This is a genomic window from Hymenobacter glaciei (assembly GCF_039539585.1).
GTDB classification, from domain to species: domain Bacteria; phylum Bacteroidota; class Bacteroidia; order Cytophagales; family Hymenobacteraceae; genus Hymenobacter; species Hymenobacter glaciei.
Genome location: NZ_BAABDK010000010.1, coordinates 205,667 through 223,540 on the forward strand (window position 1 = coordinate 205,667; position 17,874 = coordinate 223,540).

The following is a 17,874-nucleotide window of genomic DNA, read 5'->3' on the forward strand; positions in this document are numbered from 1 at the left end:
CGACATAACCGCTGCTTTTGCACCGGTCGAATCTTCAGCTTCCAGCCTTCACCAATACCACTTGGGCCTTATCGGCGGAGTTGATTTTGCGACGGAAATCGAGGTAGCCGGGGTAGGCCGTTTTGGGTAGCTTGGCCCGCTTGAGCTCGAGCCGGCGGATGTACTGGATGGTGCCGTCGGGCAGGGTAGCGTATTGGGTGGCGTAAGTGCCGTAGGCAGTGCTCAGCTGCACCGGGGCGGGTAGGGTTTCGGGGTGAAAGCCAGCGGGCAGATGCAGGCGTACGGTATCGGCGTGCAGGGTGGCGCTGGGCAGCCACACCTCGGCCTGGCGCTCGCCCACCTGGGCGGGCAGGGCGGGCAGGCGGCTCAGCAGGTTGGGGTTGATGAAGACCCGCTTGCCACTGGGGGGCGCAAAGCCGGGCAGCGTGAGGGCCAAGTTCTCGACCACCCCGGGCAGTGGGCCGGCCGGGGTAGCGACCAGGCTGAACCGGGTGAGCGTGAAAGTGGGCAGCTTGAGGCGGTCAACGACGTACTTCTTCTGGTCGGGCGGGCCCAGCTCGTGCAGCAGCGCGGCGTAGAGGTCCTGCTCCTGGCCGGTGCGCAGGGTGCGGGCAGTAGCCGTGGCACTGCCCGAAGCGTCCAGAAACAGGTCGAGGCGGCGCACGCGGCGGTTCTCGGCTGCTCCGTAGCGCGGGGTTGCTATCAGCTTGCCGCCCTCGGGCGTGAGCAGCAGCGCGTGGCGGTTGCCCGTGAAGCTGCCCATGTAGCCAAAGGCATCGGTCTGGCTGGTGCACTCCAGCCACAGCGTATCGGGCCGCCCGGCCGTAACGAGGGGCGCGCACAGCACCACGTGGTTGAACTGCGAGCTGGGAAAGTCGGCGCGCAGGTCGGCCTCGCCGGAGCCGGCTCCCACCAGGGCCTGGTAGGCCGGCACTCCGGCGGCGGCCAGCAGGGCCCGGGTGTAGTTGCTCAGGGCTTTGCAGTCGCCGTAGCCACTGCTGGCCACGGTGCTGGCCGGAAACGTTTGCCAGCCGCCCAAACCCAGCTGCACCGAAATGTAGCGGGTGCTGCCCTGCAGCAGCTCGTACACGCGGCGGGCGCGGGCCCGGGCGTCGGGCAGGTCCTTCACCAAGGCCTGCACTTTAGCCACGGTAGCGGGTGGCAGCTGGTCGCGGCCGGCATTCAGGTCGTAGGTCCACTGGCCCAGGCCCTGCCAGGTGGCGGCGGTGCCCGCGTGGCCCTGTACCTGGAAGCTGCCCGGAGCCAGTACCACGGCCGGGGTGCGGTCGGTGAGGGGCGGGGCCGCTTCTTCGTCGTCTACTGCCGCCAGGTTGGTCAGTTTCCACTCGTACACTTCCTGGTTGCCGGCCGTGATGTGGGCCACAGCGGCGCCGGCCGGCAGCTGCCGTTCCTGGTAGCGCAGAGGTAGGGAGGCGGGCGTGATTACGCGCAGGCTGGCGGCCTGCACCGCCACTCCTTCTTCCTCCTGGGGCTGGAAATCGGGGTAGAATAACGTGTTGTCCGACACAATTTCGTACTCGAACTCCACGGTGTAAGGCCCCTGGGGCTGGCGCAGGTCGGCGTAGCGCACGCGCACATCGGTCATGAAACTGGACCCGTCGCTGCCGACGCCTTCATCCTTGATTTCGGAAGCCCGCAGCTGGTGCAGTAGCCGACCCTCGGCATCGTACACGGCACCGCGCAGGTAGCTCAGCGAGCGCAGGGCATCGTAGCTCACCCCAATGCGGGCCAGGTCGTCGCCGGTGTTGTCGAGTACGGTTACGACGCGGTGCACCGTATGCACCAGCCGGCTGGCCGACTTCACTGTCACCACTTCATCATCGGCCCGCACCACGGCGTGGGCCCCTTCGCGCAAGGCCACCGGAATATCGGCCACCGCATATTTGGGGGCGGGTGCAGCCGCCAGCAGGAGGGCGCTCAGGGGCAGGGCGACCACAATGGGTAGAAAAGCTTTCATAAACAGGGCAGACCCTCAGGGCTAGGCTTTCTTTTTAATAACCAGCTTTTCGCCCTGCTTTTCCAGCATCAGGCGATAAAACTCGCGCAGGCTGGCGTATTCGGCCGCCGCGTACACCGATTTGCGCAGGTTCAGGCGGCTGGTTATCTGCACGGTGCCGGGCGCGCCGGCGGCCACGCTGTACAGGAAGCGGCCGCCGCCGTCGGGCAGGTCTACCACGGCCGGCTTGGGCATTTCGGCCAGCTCGTAGCCTTCGGGGAGCTTCAGCGTCACCATGGTCGTTTCGTCCTGCGGGGCGGCAAAATCTACCGGGAAGAGGCGGTCATCGTGCCGGAAGGGGTTCTGGTCGGTGCTGAATTCCCGCAACGGGCTCAGGTAAAAAGTGCCGATGGCCGCCTGGTCCTCGGCGGGCTGCGTAAACTCGTAGTCGAGGGCCAGCGGTTTGGCCACCTCTTCGCGGGACGTTACGGTGAGCTTGGGCACCGTCCAGCCACTGTGGGGGGCAACTTTCTGGGCCAGGTATTTTTTCTCGCCCAGGTTGCTGAGTTCGCGGCGGGTGTCGACGCCGGCATAGCCGCCGTGCTCCTCGTGTACCTTGCCGCTGAGGCCGCCCTGGGCGTCAAGCGTCAGGTTTATTTGCTGGTAGTGCACGAAGCGCTGCGTGGGGGTGAGGTCGACCCAACGGCTGGCTCCGGCGTCGCGCATTACCAGGCGGCCCTGCTGGTTGAGGCAGCGCTCGGGCAATATGCCGCAGGGCAGCAGCGGGTCGGTGGCATCCAGCAGCAGGTCTTTGTCGGCGCCCAGCGGTACCAGCGCCACCACGTAGTTGAACCGGTCGAGCAGGGGAATAGAGGGGTTGAGGTGCCCATGGGCCCGCGTGCTGAGCAATACAGGATGCGCCGGTAGGCTGGCACCGCGCAAGGCCGCAATCAGGAGCAAGTTCACGTCGGCAGCGGTGCCGAGGTGCGCATCGAATGCCTTGCGCAGCGAGGCAGTGGTCGAGTAGCGGTTGGTGCCGTCGTAGCGCACGGCACTCATCACGAGTGCCCGCACGGCGGCGGCCCGCTCCCCCGCGTCCGGGTACCGCGCTATCAGGGGCTGCAGCTGGTCTTTCAGAAAGCCGGCCCGGTCGAGCTGCAGGCCAAAGTTGTCGTCGTTGAGCAGCTCCATCTCCACTTTGGCCCAGGTGCCGGCCACGGCCTGGTAGGCCTGCCCGGGAAACCGGACCCCGGCCAACTGGAAGTTGATGCGGTCGAGGTAGTCGGCCGCCGTAGTCATAAACGGTTCGTCGCGGAAGGCCGGCACGTCTTTCATCACCCAGCGCGAGTTGGTCTGGCGGGCCGTTACCGTCTCGGTGGAGGCTGCTTCCCGGGTCGTGCCGAAGCCCGACCCCGAAAAACCACCGGATGAGTGAATGGCAAATTGTACGACGTTATCCTCCTCGGTTTGCACGGTCATGGCATGGTAGCCCTGCATGACCTTGCGGTAGGTGAAGTATTCCGGAATACTGGCCCGGAACTCACTCCAGCGCACGGGGTATTCGCTTTGAAAGGTCCAGTCCTGAAAGTTGGTGAAGAAGTCCGAATTCACGGTGTAGGTGTATTCAATCACCGACCCTTCGCGCACATCGGGCAGCGTGAACTTGCGCATCCGCACGTGAGGCGTCACTTCTTCGGTAAACGCACTGGTGCCGAGGTCGAGCTTGGTTTTCACTCCTTTGCCATCAACCAGGTTGGTGGTGATGCCGCGCAGGCCCGAAACCTTTTCCGTGCTTTCGCCCTGGTGGTAGAGCGGCACTTTTACAGTGGCGGCTTCGTAGCCAGCTTTTTTCAGAATTTTGATGCGCGTCGTGCGTTCCGTTACCAGCTGAAAATTGTTGTTGACGTACTCGAACCGGGTGGTGCCGTAGTCGCAGAGCACCACGGCCGCGGCCGCGCTATCGCCGGCAAAGGGAGCCGCAGTGAGGTCCTTCGGGTCGACCTGCCCAAACTTTAAGGGCGCGCTTTGGGCGAGGGCGTTGGCCGTAGTCAGCAGTACGGTACCCAGTGCCAGGAGTAGGGGGTGTTTCATCAAGGAAAAAAATAGGAGGATAAATTAAGAAGAGGGGTTGGCAGAAAAACAGGCAGCAACAAGCCCACCGGGAGGACACGGTGGTTAACGTGAAGCCGCTATGCGTTCAGAACTAATGGGAGGAAGCCCAGCCCTGCCAACCTGGGGTGTTTCTGCGCGCTGCCCACCAGGGCCTGCGACGCAGTGTAGCTCAAAAAACACAACACCATAAAAAGAAAGGAGTAGACAATCTTTGGAACACTAAACATAAGCAAATATTGTGAAATTTCATGTTCGCTTCATTCCGGTTGCTGAGACGGAATGCCCAGCTGCGCGGGCGAAGGGCTCGGCATTACCGACAGCAAGTTTGGCATGGGCACGCGGTATTATTTCCCGCCCGGGCGCAAGTATCGGCAACCTGCCGGCACGCGACTTCGCCCGGCAGTTCTGGCCCGGGGGCGCGGAGGTTTCCTCCCGCATCACTTTAGGGCTCGATTAGCGAGAGGCCTTTGGCTCACTAGAGCGGTTTCGTGGCCAGTGTACAGTCGGAATGACCCCGCCCCTACATCTGAAACGGCTCTAAAAGGGCGTTTTTCCCGCTTCCTCTCCGCTACACCACTTCCTCAGGCAGCGGCTCCGGGTTGGCATCGGCGGCGGGTTGGTGGCCGGCAGGGGCGTCGGCCGTTATGCGCAGTAGGTAGGCCAGGGCGGCCAGCACGCACAGCAGGCTCAGGGCGTGCACGTAGGGCAAGCGGGTGGGGAGGTTGCTGAAAATCCAGCCGGCGGCCAGAGCGCCGAGCCCGATGCCCACTTCGAGGGCAATGTACATGGTGGCCACGGCCCGGCCCCGGCGCAGCGGGTCGCTCAGGTCCACGGTCCAGGCGTAGAGGGTGGGCGAGTTCAGGCCCGTGCCCAGCCCGAACACCACCGCCCCGAGCAGAAACACCGGTATCGAGGGCGTCCAGACCAGCAGCAGCAGCCCCAGCACCAGAATGGCGGCCGACCAGCGCAGTACCCGCACCCGCCCGTACACATCGGAGGCCCGGCCCGCTACCAGCCGCACCACCAGCGCCGATACCGTGTAGCAGCTGTAGAACAAGCCTTTGCTGGGCATGCCCAGCAGCTGGCTCTGGTCGGGAATGACGGTGAGCACCGCCCCGAACGGAAACAAGCACAGCAGCGTGACAAAGGCTGGCGCAAACACGCGCGGCTCCAGCACCTCCTGGCGCCAGTCCAGCTTCAGCAGCCCGAAGCTGAAAGGCCGCCGCTGCGCCAGGGGCAGGGTTTCGGTGAGGGAGCCTTGCACCAGCACCGACAGCAGGGCCATGCCCGCCGAGCAGTAGAACATGGTGTTGAGCGAGAAATGCTCGGCCACCTGCGTGCCCAGCCACGGCCCGATGGCCATGCCCAGGCTGCCCGTCATGCCGAGCAGGCCCATGGCTTCACCCCGCTTTTCGGCCGGCACAATGTCGGCCACGAAGGCAGCCGTGCCCGTGGGCTTGAAGCCCGTGCTGAAGCCGTGCAGCAGCCGCAGCCCCAGGAAGCTGCCCACCGTGAGGGCCCACGGGTACACCAGCCCGCACACCACGCACACCAGCGAGCCTAGCACCATCACCGGAATGCGCCCCACGGTATCGGCCAGCTTGCCCGAAAATGGCCGTGAAATAGCCGCCGTGAGCGTAAACAGCGCAATGATGAAGCCTTTGTACTCGCCCCCGCCCAGCCGGGTGAGGTGGCTGGGCAGCTCGGGCAGCAGCAGGTTGAACGAGGCAAAAAACAGGAACGACGACAGGCACATCAGCCAGAAGCCGAGGGAGTAGGGGCGGGACGCGGGAGGGGAAGTTGCGGGCATGAAGCCGCTAAGGTCGGCAGGAGAACGGATGTGGCCTCAGGCGCGCCGTTGCGAAAGGGCCGACAGCCGCGCGACTTTGCGGTAATGCCGGAGCCTTTCGGAAAGCTCGGCCACCCGGCTGGCGAGCTCCGCTTGCCGTTCGAAGGCGCTATCGGCGGTTGCAGCGGCCTCGAGGTGCGCAAAGCGGGTGTGCTGCAGCCAGCTGAATGCCTCGTCCACGTCGTCGAAGATGGCAACCACCGGGGAGCGCAGCTGGCGCACGGCCTGGCTGGTTAAGTACTTGACCTTGGGAATGGGGGCGCACACCCACCCCAGGTATTCGATGCCCGCGAGCCCGAGGTGGGGTAAAAAGTGCTCGGCCAGCCAGTCGGGCGCACTGACATCCATGCTTGTTACGTCGGCGTTGTTGTTGAGAATACGCGGATAGGAGCGCTCCAAAAAGCAGCGGGCAATGGCGAGGCAGCCCGCCTGTACCAAGGGCAGGCTCAGGTCGCCGTGCCAATTCACAAATAGCCAATCATTGGAGCAATCATAGTAAACCGAAACGGGGGGCGTATCGCTCAGTAATTGTAATTGCATGGTAGATAATTGGATAATTATAATGCGTAATAGCCATAACAGTGTTCAAAGGCCCAATGGTATGGACAATTTACAGAATATTCCTGATACTTGCGCAATGGTTTTTGCATGAGGCCATGGCCTGTTGCGGGCAACGCCGCCGCAGTGGTCGGTTCGGCGTGAGCATGGGAGCGAGGAATTCGGCCAGCGTCGCGTTGTGCCGCAGCGAGCGGCAGCAGCATTCCCCCGCAGAAGCTGGGCCGCCAGGTTCTGCGTCAGCTGGCGCGCTTGGGTATCCGAAATGCGGTAGCGGTGCCGTAATGCGGGCTGAATGGCCTCCCGGAGTGCGGGAAGCTGCGTTTCCAGTAGCGGGCCTTGGTTGAGGCACCACTTCGGCGGTGCCTTGCGCCAGCAATAGGCGCACCCGGTAATCCCGGCCGCGCAAGGGGTCTAGGGGCGGCGGGCGGGCACAAATAAATAAGCGAACGAAAGCTCGAAGGCCTGGCTGGAGTAGCTGGGCGGCTCGGTGGTGTACGTGCCACTCGGGCTGCCGTAGTCGATTGTGGTACCCACGCCCAGGTTGTTCAGCCCCCGGCTGTAGCTGGCCCGCACCAGGCTGTTGCCGTAGCGATACCCCAGGCCCGCCTGTAAGCCGACATCTACCGCCCGCGAGAAGTAGGAGCTTAGCTGCGGCGTGTTCCCGGTGGGGTCGTACGCGGCCGGGTCGTTGGAAGACGTGCGGTACTTCGCACCGGTGGCCACGGGCATGCTGCCCTCGATGGTGTACTGCGGCCGCCGATAGCCCACGTAGGTGTTGCGGAAGCTGTAATTGCCGCCTACCAACCGGCCGAGGTAGGGCCCTCCAAATACCTGCCACCCCTGTCCGGAAGCCTGCAATGAATAGGCGGCCAGAATGGGAAGGCTGAGGTAGTTGAGGCGCAGGCGCACGTCGGTGGTCGCGTGAAAGGTATAGCTCACGTAGTCATCGTCGATGCGGAAACCCCGCTGCGTAAACAGCAGGGCCGGTTGCAGCTGGAAACGGCCGTAGCTAATGGCCACCAGCACACCGCCCTCGAAACCGGCCAGGTAGCGCGTCTGGTACGGCCGCCCATTGCCCGCGTAGCTGCCATGGTCGGAGTAGGACGAGAAGCTGCTGACCGCGCCCACCTGCGGGCCCAGGCTCACCTGCACCTGGGCTTGGGCCGTGAACGCCAGCGTTAGGCCAGCAGAAGCAAGCAGCAGTGAGGACCGTACGTGGCGCATAGATTGGGTAAAAATCGAGCGAAAAATGAAAGCAACAGGACCGGCGCTGCCGGAAGGCGAGCTGTTGCCGGCGTACCGGCCGCAGTGCTGCCCGGGCCCCGGAGGATGGGGTCGGCCCGACTTTTTCGGCTGAGCCGCGATGGCGCGCCAAGATATAAAAAAAGCCCCGCACGGCAGGACCGGCGGGGCTTGGAACAAGCTGCAACACGGTGCCTACGCCGGCAGCGCGGCCCGGCGGGTGGCAATGCCCTCCTTGACCGCGGTGAGCGTGGCCACCTGGGCCGTCACCTGCTCGGCATCCACATCGGCCAGGAAACGGTCGAGGCCCGAGGCGAGGCGGTTGCGCTTGGTGAGGGCCGTGCGGCGCACCAGCAGGGCGGCACGCTCGTCGGTGGCCGCTTGCAGGGTTTCGGCATCGAGGCCGGGCGTAGCGAGCAGGATGTCCTGCGTGCCGATTTGGGCGTTTACCTTGGCCAACTGGGCGGTGGTGCTGGTGGCAGTGCGCTCCGAGCGGGTGTCGGTGAGCTCGCCTTGGGCCACGCGGGTGGTGTAGGTTTTGAGTTCGAACTCGATTTCGGCGGTGGCGGCGTCGCACATCGCGCGGTCGGTCAGGGAGGAGTAGTCCATGATGGAAAAGGGGGTGAAAAGGATGAATGAATGTTCCGCCCCCAAACGGCCGTCCCTATAGTATTAGTATACCAAATTATTCAATCGTTTTCCAGCGCTACGGCCGCGGCCAGCGCCGCCAGCTCGGCCGTGAGCCCGGCCAGCCGCGCCCGCAGCAGATGCCCGCGCGTGGCGGCTTCGGGTGGCAGCGGACGGGCCTGCCGCGTCAGCCAGTCAGCCAGCCAGGCGGGGCGCTCGGGGTTGTCGGGCGCGGGAATGCTCTCTGAGGCGGCCTGCAGCAACTTAGGCAGGGCCTGCGCCCAACGCGCCGCCACCCGCGCCCGCCCTTCAATGGCGGCCAGCTCGCGCCCTAGCTTTGCCGCCTGCTGCTCGCACACCCGCCGCCGGAAATCTAGCTCCGCCGCGTCGGGCACGGGCAGGCCGGGCGGCGGAGTAGCAGGGGAGGGCGCGGCTGCTTCGGCCGGGGGCAGGTGCGGCAGCAGGGGCCGCAGAGCCATCAGCACGTCGGTGGTAAGGGCGCGTCGGCCGGATTCTATCGAGCGGACCAGTGACGGGCTGGCACCCAAATAAAGCGCCAACGCTTCCTGGTCCAGCCCAAACCAAGCCCTAACGCGGACCAATAAGTTAGTGGAGATATGGGAGCGGCGTGCCATACGGAGCTGTACAAGAATTTTCTATTTTCTGATAATTCTTGTACACAAACGCAGACCTGCTTGTACAAGTATTTTTTGATTTTAGAAAATTCTTGTACAAGGTTGGTGCAGCCAAAGCTTCCGGGGGCGGTGATATGCAGAAGCCCCAGCCACTGGTGGGGCTGGCGCTTCTGGGAGGTGGGACTACCTAAGTAGTCGAGCAAAAGTAATTCGGCATCGGCCCGGTCCGACCGCCCCAGGCGGTCCGACCGGTTGAAGCACCTCCGGTTTTGAGCTGACGACAACCGGTCGGACCGCCTGGGGCGGTCGGACCGGGCCGGACGATGACCTGATTACTTCTGCTCGATTACTTAATTGCTTTGCAAGCCCGCCGTGAGCGTGCGCGAGCGGGTGTCGGCCCCGCGCCACCTGCCCGCCTACCTGAAACTCCTCGCGCTGGCCACCCCCTACGTCGGCCGCCTCATCCTTTATTAACTGCTGCTCCTAGTGTAGCTGGCCACCGCGGAGCTGGTGCTTCGGCCGCCGCCTGCTTTCACCAGTACCACTACGCCGGGGCGCTCTGGTAGATATTGCCGCTGATGCGCCCGTCACGCGCTTACTCCTTGTCGGTTTTCACCCGGCCGCGCTCCTCTTCCAGGCTGGTGGCGCGCTTGCGGGCGGCCTTGAGCTGCTGGTTACCGAGCTTGTAGCTGAAGCTGAGCCGCGCTTGTTGCGACTCGGAGTAGCTCAAAAAGCGCACGTCGTTCCCTTGGAACGTGACGCTGCCCCGCTGTTTGTTGGAGAAAAACACGTCGTTGACGGTCAGGCGCAGGGTGGCGCGCTCGTTGAACAGGCTTTTCTGCGCGCCCAGGTTCAGGCTGCCGAAGCCCTGGTAGCGGAGAATCCCTTGGAGGCCGGCCGTTTGGTAGAACCCCGACGCTTCAACCTTGACCTGGTGCGGCAGCTGCACGTTGGCCTGCCAGTAGAAGGTGGCTGCCGTGCGGGCCACGCGCGTAGTGTTATCCCCGTCGAGGTAGGCGAATTCGTTGCGGGCCACGTTCACGCCCGCGTACCCGGTGAGCTGCTTCGCGAAGGTGAGCGGCGCGTTGAGGGAGACGCTGTAGCTGTTCTGGTAATCCAGGTTTTCCGAGATGGAGTAAATCAGCGGCCCGTCGGTCCGCGTCACCAGGCTGATGACGTCGGTGGTGCGGCTGTGGTTGAGGATGAGGAAGGGCTGCTTGTTGTAGGTCAATGCCAGCTTGTAGTTGTTGCTGAACTGGGGCGTCAGGTTCACGTTGCCGCGCTGCTGGGTGTAGGGGTCGAGGTAGATGACGTTCGGGTTCAGGTCCTGGTAGCCCGGCCGGTCGATGCGGCGGCTGTAGGCCGCGTTCAATCCCACCGACTTGTATACCACCCGGTCCAGGCTGAGGCTGGGGAAAAGCTGGCCGTAGGAGCGGGTGAAGCGCGCGTCGGCGCTGTTGTTTTTGGTGCTGTGGCCGCGGTTGTCGGTCCATTCGCCCCGCAGGCCGGCTTGCCAGCTGATGCCCATGCTCTTGCCCTCGGCCTGCGCGTAGCCGGCCTTGATGTTCTCAACAAAATCGAAGCTTTCAATCCGGTTCTTGGCGCCGCCCACAAAGTCGAGGTTGCTTTGGATGTCAGCCTGGCTGGCTTTGGCCCCAAAGCTCAACTTGAGAGTGGGGCGCACCGGCCAGCGGTAGTCCAGCCGGCCCGAGCGCAGCCCGATGCCCACCTGCTGGTCGTTGCGCAGGGTTTCGTTAGGCCCGGTATTGAAATCGTTCTGCACCTGCCCAAGGCTGCCGAGGCCGTAGTAGGAGTAGTCGGCGTCGGCCGTCAGCTCGCGCCCCAGCGAGTCGAGCTGCAGGCGGTAATTGAGGTTGGCGGCGTAGGTATCGGTGCGGCGGCGGGTGCGGTTCAGGGTCGAAACTTCGACATTATTGGGCGCCGTCACGCCATTTTCGGCCTCGGTCAGGATGCGGTTGGCGTAGCCCGTGACAAGCACCCCCAGGGTTTGCCGCGAGGTGAGGTTGTAGTCGGCGCCCAGGCGCAAGCTGCCGGGCGTGGACGTGCGCGGCTGGTAGCTGCGCTGCAGGTAGCCGGCGCCGGGCGTTTCGGCGTCGCGCTCGGTGTTGAGCTGCTCGTAGGTTTTGCGGCGGGCCAGGCCCGCGCTGCCAAACACGTTGAGCTTGCCAGCGCGGTGGTTGAGGTCCAGGTTGGCGCTGGCCTTGGCAAAGCGCCCGTAGCCCACGTTGGCCGCTGCGGTGCCGTTGGTGCCCAGGTCCACGTTTTTCTTGAGGATGATGTTGATGACGCCCACGTTGCCGGCCGCGTCGTAGCTAGCGTCGGGCTGGCTCATCACTTCTATGCGCGCAATGTTGGTGCTCGGAAAGTCCTTGAGCACGCTCACCACGTCGGTGTAGCGGGTGGTGCGCCCGTCGATGAGGATGACCACGCCCTCGCGCCCGGCAATGCTGATGCGGTCGTTCATCACGAGCAGGCCCGGCACCTGCTGCAACACCTCGATGGCCGTGGCGCCGGCCGTCACGCTGCCTTCCACGTTCACTATCATTTTGCCGTTCTGCATTTCCAGCAGGGGCTTGCGGCCCACCACCTGCACGTCCTTCAGCTGCTGGGCGGCCGGGGCGAGCTTTAGCGTCGGCAGTGCTACGCCGGCGCTGCCCACCTCAAACGGCGCCGAGCGTTGCGGCTGGTAGCCCAGCATGTTGGCCGTGACGCGGTAGCGCCCGGCCGCCACCTTCTGGAAGCGGTAGCTCCCGTCGGTACCCGTTTGAGCCGCGGTGACTTTGGTGGTGTCCTGCACCGGCCGCAGCAGCACCGTGGCAAAGGGCAGCGGCTGCTGCTTTTCATCGAGCAGGCGCCCCGATACGGAGCCCGGGGTTTGAGCCAGACCGACCAGGGTGGGCGCGACGGCGATACAAAGCGTAAAAAATACTTTCATGCAGAGGGAGGAAGAGTAGTGTTGTTGCAGAGAAAAATCCTTCGAGCAACCTTCTGGACAGCGGCAGGAAAGCCCACCGGGAAGTTCGAACCCGAAAATTACGCCCTAAACGGCAGTGAAGGAAGACTCAGGAAAAAGCCTGGGCAATTCATGGCCAGGCCATGAGGGGCTGCTCCCGCGTGCAGTATTGCGCAACTTGATGCAGGAGGCTGGGAAAGGTTGCCCGCGGTGAATAAAAGTTGCCAATAATTATTTTGAGCTTTTCCGTTACACCGAAGCTTTTTAAAAATTCGCCAAATCAATCAAACGGTCATGCTGAGCTTGTCGAAGCATCTCTACCGCTTGGTATGAGCCGTCCAACGAAGCGGTAGAGATGCTTCGACAAGCTCAGCATGACCGTTTGATTGACTTTCTAAAAAGATTTACCAGTGCCAGTGCCAGCGTGGGACCCCAGCTGTGCACCTGCTCGGCGCTCCACCAGATGCGGGCCCGCAACTGGGGCAGCACGTCTCGTGAGTTCGCGCAAGCAACTACCCCCGTAAGCGCCAGTAGGGCATTGCCTCTGCCAAAACGGCTGAGCTGCCATCCCGGCCCCAACCTTGCCACCGCCCGGGCCATGTTTGAATTCCTGAAATCCATTTCCGCCAAGAATCCCAACGCCTCGCGCGGCCCCGAAAAGCCCGCCGTGAGCGTGCGCGAGCGGGTATCGGCCCTGCGCCATTTGCCGGCGTTCCTGAAGCTCATCTGGCACACCAGCCCGGGGTTGGCGCTGGGCAACATGGCCCTGCGCCTTATTCGGGCGTTTCTGCCGCTGCTCATGCTCTATGTGGGCCGGCTGATTATTGACGAAGTGGTGGCCCTGACCCGGCTGCCCGCCCCCGAACGGGCGCTTACGCCGGTGCTCACGCTCGTGGCGCTGGAGTTCGGCCTGGTGCTGCTCACCGATGCTTTGGGGCGCGGCGTGGCCCTGCTCGATTCGCTGCTCGGCGACCTGTTCGCCAATCAGTCCTCCATTCGCCTGATGGAGCACGCCGCCGAGCTCGACCTCGACCAGTTCGAGGACAGCACCTTTTATGACAAGCTGGAGCGCGCCCGCCGCCAAACCCTCTCCCGCACCGTGCTCATGAGCCAGGTGCTAAGCCAGGGCCAGGACTTCGTCACGCTCGTGCTGCTGGCCGGCGGGTTGGTGGCTTTCCAGCCGTGGCTGCTGGGGCTGCTGCTGCTGGCCGTGGTGCCCGCCTTCCTCGGCGAGTCGCACTTCAACGAGCGCAGCTACTCCCTCTCGCACTCCTGGACGCCCGAGCGCCGCGAACTCGACTACCTGCGCCAGACCGGAGCCAGCGACGAAACGGCCAAGGAAGTGAAGATTTTCGGCCTCTCCGGTTTCCTGATAAACCGCTTCCGCGAGCTGTCCGACGACTTCTACCGCCAGAACAGAAGCCTCGTGCTGCGCCGCGCCGGCTGGGGCGCGCTGTTCGCGGGCATTGGCGCGGCCGGCTACTATGGCGCGTACGTCTACATCATCGCCCGCACCGTGGCTGGCGGTATCTCGCTGGGACAGCTTACCTTCCTGGCCGGCTCGTTTGCCCGGCTGCGGGGGCTGCTCGAAGGCATCCTCAGCCGCTTCAGCTCGGTGGCCGACGGGGCCTTGTACTTGCAGGATTTCTTCGACTTCTTTGCACTGCGGCCGCGCATTGTGCGGCAGGAGCTTACCGGCGAGAGGCCCATACCCTTCCCCCGACCTATTAAGCAGGGGTTCGAGTTTGAAAACGTCGGGTTCCAGTACAAAAATGGTACAAAGTGGGCCATTCGTAACCTGAGCTTTCAGCTCCAGGCCGGCGAAAAACTGGCTTTAGTGGGTGAAAATGGCGCCGGCAAAACCACGCTCGTTAAGCTGCTGGCCCGGCTCTACGACCCCACCGAGGGCCGCATTTTGCTCGATGGGTACGATTTGCGCGAGTACGACCCAGCCGAGCTGCGCCAGGAAATTGGGGTCATCTTCCAGGATTTTGTGCGCTTCCAGCTGCCAGCCGGCCAGAACCTGGCCGTGGGCCGCATCGAGGAGCGGAATAATCAGCCCCGCATCGAAACCGCCGCCCACCAGAGCCTGGCCGATACCGTCATCGCCAAGCTGCCCGGCGGCTACGACCAGATGATTGGGCGCCGTTTCAACGGCGGCGTGGATTTGAGCGGCGGCGAGTGGCAGAAAATAGCCCTCGGCCGGGCTTACATGCGCGACGCCCAGCTGCTCATCCTCGACGAGCCTACCGCCGCCCTCGATGCCCGCGCCGAGTACGAGGTATTCCAGCGCTTCAAGGAGCTAACCCAAGGCAAAACCGCCGTGCTCATCAGCCACCGCTTCAGCACCGTGCGCATGGCCGACCGCATCCTGGTCATCGAAAACGGGCAGTTCGTAGAAATTGGCTCGCACGAGGAGCTGCTGGCGCGCGGTGGCCGCTATGCGGAGCTGTTTCAGCTGCAGGCAGCCGGGTATCGGTAGGGGAGAGTCTTTTAGTTGTTTCCGAGAACGTCATGCTGAGCGCAGTCGAAGCATCTTTACCGCGCTAAGCATTCCAATCGATTGATTGACCCCTGCAGTAGAGATGCTTCGACTGCGCTCAGCATGGCGTGCTTGATTGGTTGGCAATTGACCCGGCACAACCTGCCCGCTACCTTGCGGCTCAACAAACCGGGCAGTTCCCACTTTCTTCCCCATGATGCCAAAAATCACTGCGTCTGATAAGGCCCGGCTGTACCTGATATCCAAGCTCCAGCCGTTTGCCCCGAAGGTGGTTGCTGCCCCGCCGGCCCCCGTGCTGCGCATTGTCATCATCCGGCACGGCGAAAAGCCTGCCGAGGGCGACAATCTTTCCTGCGCCGGCCTCAACCGGGCGTTGGCGTTGCCGGCCGTGCTCAACCAACTGATGCCCACGCCGCCCAATCTCGTCTTCGTGCCCGTCATTGGCACCAACGATAGGGACACGACCCGCGTGCGCATGCTGCAAACCGTGATGCCCTACGCCGTGCAGCACAACCTCACCATCAACAGCGACTTCATGGTGGCCAACACCAAGGCCTTTGCCCGGCAGCTGCGCAAGCTGCGCGGCACCGTGCTGGTGGTGTGGGAGCATCACTGCATCGTGGATATTGCGAAAGACCTGGGCCTCGAAAACGTGAGCGACTGGCCCGATGCCGACTTCGATAGCATCTGGACCATCAGCTTTAGCGGCGGCGGGGCCCGCGGCAAAGCCAAACATCCGGTGTTAAGCAAAAGCCGGCAGCACATCCGGCCCTCGGCTATTTGCCCGGGGGCGTAAGCCTGCATCGCAGCTCCGGCAAACTCCAGGGCGGCTCGGGCATTGCCAATCAGGGTGGCGCAGTATTGAGCTAGGTATTGCCGGTTAATGCCCCATGTTTTTGCCTAAGCCCGTTGCATACAGCCAAAACAGCGCCAAGCATAGGCCCAACAATACAAGTACGACACCACCCACAACCGCTAGCCCGGCACCCGAGCCAATGGCCAGGGCTAGCCCGGCCACCACGAGCAGCGCGCCAATGCCGTAGAAAAAGAGCCCAAACATGGTGTCTTCGCTCATGGCCGGGGCCCGGCTGCGAAACGAAGCACGCCGGTGAGCAGCAGTAGGCACCGCCGACGCCGCCCGGCCGCGGGTAGCTGGGCTAAGCGCATGCGGCTGAAGGGAAAGGATGCGCTGCCTGAGCTTGAAGGCCGGATGCCTGGGGCTGGCTGCCGGGCCAGCGGGGGCTGCTGGGCCGCTCGTTACAGCTGTCTCAGTGGTGGTTTGGGTTGAAGTAGCCGAACTAGCGGAGGCCTGGTAGGCCGCGAACCCGCCGGCCGCCGGCATCGGGTAGGTTGCGCGCTGGCAGGCAACGGTTGCCAGCATCAGAACGATTAGTGGCAAACGAAAAGAAGGACCCATTAACTCGATTCGGGGAAGTGGCCACCCTGGATTAGCTGGCGAAAGGCGGCAAGTTAGAACTACCCCCGTACCCCGGTCGCGCAGGAGGGAACAGGCCAAAATCGTTGCCTGACCCAGCCAAGCAAATAACAAAAGGCGTTCCTGACAATCTCGCCGGGTTTCGCTCCTTTTTTTATCAAATTATCAATACTAACCGCCTCAGGTTTCGTAACTTGAAAGTCCATTGTCTCACTCGAATTCTCCAGCAATATGAAGTCGATTATTACATTATTGGTATGCGCCGTTCTGGCACTGAGCGGATGCGCTGCAATGCGCGAAGCCCGCGTTGATTCCGACTACAGCTACCGCGGCAATTTCCGCCACTACCGCACCTACGACTTTGTAACTGGCACGGGTCTCATTGCCGATACCAGCCACTTGGGGCAGTCACTGCGCGAGGCCATCGAGCAGCGCTTCCGGGCCCAGGGCTACCGCCGGGCGGCCCGCCGGCCCGACATGCTGGTGAACTTCCGGGTGTACGAGGGCGACATGCGCTTTCACGGCTTCGACCAGGAAGACCTCAGCCAGTGGATTAAGCGTAACGTGGAGGAAAACGACGACACCCCCGAAGACCAGCGCCGGGGCTACCAGCCCGTGCGCCTGCTGCTGGCCGAGGGTACGCTGCTCGTCACCCTCATCGACGTGAAATCGAACCGCGCCGTCTGGAACGGCTACGCCTCGGGCGTGACGGTGCCCGACGGCCCCATGGGCGAAATCGTGCTCAAACGCTCGGTCCGCTCCATCCTTGACCGCTACCGAATCTTCACCGAGGAATTCGCCAAGAGCAATAACCCCGACGGCGGCAGCGACTCAGACCGATAGGGATGCTGCGCTTAATGAAGAATTAAGAATGAGGAATGAAGAATTGGAAGATGACCGAACTGGTCAGAAATTCCTCATTCCTCATTCCTCATTCCTCACTAAGCGCAGCGCCCCGCCGCACCTGAATCAGCTCGGCGGCGATGCTGATGGCAATTTCTTCGGGTGTCTGGCTTTGGATGGGCAGGCCAATGGGCCCGTGTAGTCGGGCAATGGCTTCTTCGGAGAAACCGTCTTCGCGCAGGCCGCGGCGCAGCTCAGCCACTTTGGCTACGCTGCCCATTACACCCAGGTAGCGGTAGGGCCGGCCGAGCAGCTGGCGCAGCACTACGGCATCGGTGCGGTAGCCCACGGTCATCACCACCACGTAGCGGTGCGGGTTGGCGGGCACGGCGGCCGCCACGTTCTCGTAGTCGATGATGTGCCGCTGGTGGGCGGCGTGGTTGCTTTCGAAGGTGGGCAGGTCGGTGCGGTCGTCGAGTACGGTTAGTTCAAAGTCGAGCGCCGCCGCTACGTTCGACAGCGCCAGGCTCACGTGTCCGCCACCCACAATGGTGAGCTGGTCGCGAAAGCCCAGCCGCTCGCGGTAGTGCCACGCCACGCCCGACTGGTAGTCGTAGAAAGCGGGTTGCTTCGGGACAGCCACAAATCCAGTCGCCGTAGCGCCAGCAGTTTCTTCGGTTACACTGGTTTCGACGGGCGGTAAAAACTGCAGGCTGCCCGCTGCGCTCAACTCCAGCCAGCCGCCGCTGAGGATCTGCAGGCTGGTTTCGATGGCGGCCACGGCCGGCAAGTCGGCGGACTGCAGGGGCCAGAGCAGGACGTCTTGCTCGCCCGAGCACATCATGCCCGAGCGGTCGGTGGGGGCTTCGCGGCGGTGCACCTGCGGGCGCAGCAGGAGGGAGCTGTCGGCCTCGCGCAGGCGCTGGCGGGCCAGTTCCACCCATTTATGCTCCATGATGCCCCCGCCGATGGAGCCAGCAACTGTATCAACCGTCACTGCCATTTTGAAGCCCTGGCGGCCGGGGCTGCTGCCTTCGCTGCGCAGCACGGCCAGCAGGGCCACCGGCGTGCCGGCCCGCAGGCAGGCAGCAGCGAGGGTCCAGACGGGCAGGTCGCGGGGAGAGGCGGGCATGGCGAAG

General features: G+C 63.5%; 13 protein-coding genes. 3 read left to right on the plus strand and 10 right to left on the minus strand.

The annotated features are described in order from the left end of the window. Positions 1–34 precede the first annotated feature (34 nt). The 8 genes from ABD837_RS05690 to ABD837_RS05725 form a co-directional block, all read right to left on the minus strand. Positions 35–1,978 (minus strand): DUF3857 domain-containing protein, encoded by a 1,944-nt coding sequence (locus tag ABD837_RS05690; protein WP_345051393.1) that lies wholly within the window; start codon positions 1,976–1,978, stop codon positions 35–37. Positions 1,979–1,999: 21 nt separating this feature from the next. Continuing rightward, positions 2,000–4,048: a DUF3857 domain-containing protein gene (locus ABD837_RS05695; protein ID WP_345051396.1), complete on the minus strand. Its 2,049-nt coding sequence runs from the start codon at positions 4,046–4,048 to the stop codon at positions 2,000–2,002. 589 nt (positions 4,049–4,637) lie between these two features. Next, a complete protein-coding gene (locus tag ABD837_RS05700) occupies positions 4,638–5,879 on the minus strand; it encodes an MFS transporter (protein WP_345051399.1) in 1,242 nt (413 codons plus the stop codon). A gap of 36 nt (positions 5,880–5,915) precedes the next feature. Continuing rightward, positions 5,916–6,458, minus strand: coding sequence for a hypothetical protein (locus ABD837_RS05705; protein WP_345051401.1), 543 nt, complete (start codon positions 6,456–6,458; stop codon positions 5,916–5,918). Positions 6,459–6,887: 429 nt separating this feature from the next. Continuing rightward, a complete protein-coding gene (locus tag ABD837_RS05710; RefSeq protein WP_345051404.1) occupies positions 6,888–7,700 on the minus strand; it encodes an outer membrane beta-barrel protein in 813 nt (270 codons plus the stop codon). A 213-nt stretch (positions 7,701–7,913) separates the two neighbouring features. Next, positions 7,914–8,327: a hypothetical protein gene (locus ABD837_RS05715; protein WP_345051406.1), complete on the minus strand. Its 414-nt coding sequence runs from the start codon at positions 8,325–8,327 to the stop codon at positions 7,914–7,916. 80 nt (positions 8,328–8,407) lie between these two features. Continuing rightward, the gene (locus ABD837_RS05720; protein ID WP_345051409.1) at positions 8,408–8,980 is read right to left on the minus strand and encodes a helix-turn-helix domain-containing protein; all 573 of its coding nucleotides are present in this window, start codon (positions 8,978–8,980) and stop codon (positions 8,408–8,410) included. A gap of 595 nt (positions 8,981–9,575) precedes the next feature. Then, positions 9,576–11,936, minus strand: coding sequence for a TonB-dependent receptor domain-containing protein (locus ABD837_RS05725; protein ID WP_345051412.1), 2,361 nt, complete (start codon positions 11,934–11,936; stop codon positions 9,576–9,578). A 616-nt stretch (positions 11,937–12,552) separates the two neighbouring features. Here ABD837_RS05725 and ABD837_RS05730 point away from each other — a divergent pair. After that, positions 12,553–14,436: an ABC transporter ATP-binding protein gene (locus tag ABD837_RS05730; protein WP_345051415.1), complete on the plus strand. Its 1,884-nt coding sequence runs from the start codon at positions 12,553–12,555 to the stop codon at positions 14,434–14,436. Positions 14,437–14,650: 214 nt separating this feature from the next. Next, entirely contained in the window at positions 14,651–15,253 is a 603-nt protein-coding gene (locus tag ABD837_RS05735) for a histidine phosphatase family protein (protein WP_345051418.1), read from the plus strand. Positions 15,254–15,337: 84 nt separating this feature from the next. Here the strand turns inward: ABD837_RS05735 and ABD837_RS05740 are convergent, their stop codons facing one another. Beyond that, complete coding sequence (locus tag ABD837_RS05740; RefSeq protein WP_345051421.1) at positions 15,338–15,838, minus strand: hypothetical protein; 501 nt, start codon at positions 15,836–15,838, stop codon at positions 15,338–15,340. 345 nt (positions 15,839–16,183) lie between these two features. On the opposite strand from ABD837_RS05740, the gene ABD837_RS05745 reads away from it, so the two are divergent. Next, entirely contained in the window at positions 16,184–16,735 is a 552-nt protein-coding gene (locus ABD837_RS05745) for a DUF4136 domain-containing protein (protein ID WP_345051424.1), read from the plus strand. Positions 16,736–16,823: 88 nt separating this feature from the next. Here ABD837_RS05745 and ABD837_RS05750 read toward each other — a convergent pair whose 3' ends face one another. Beyond that, a complete protein-coding gene (locus tag ABD837_RS05750) occupies positions 16,824–17,867 on the minus strand; it encodes an XdhC family protein (RefSeq protein WP_345051427.1) in 1,044 nt (347 codons plus the stop codon). Positions 17,868–17,874: the final 7 nt, after the last annotated feature.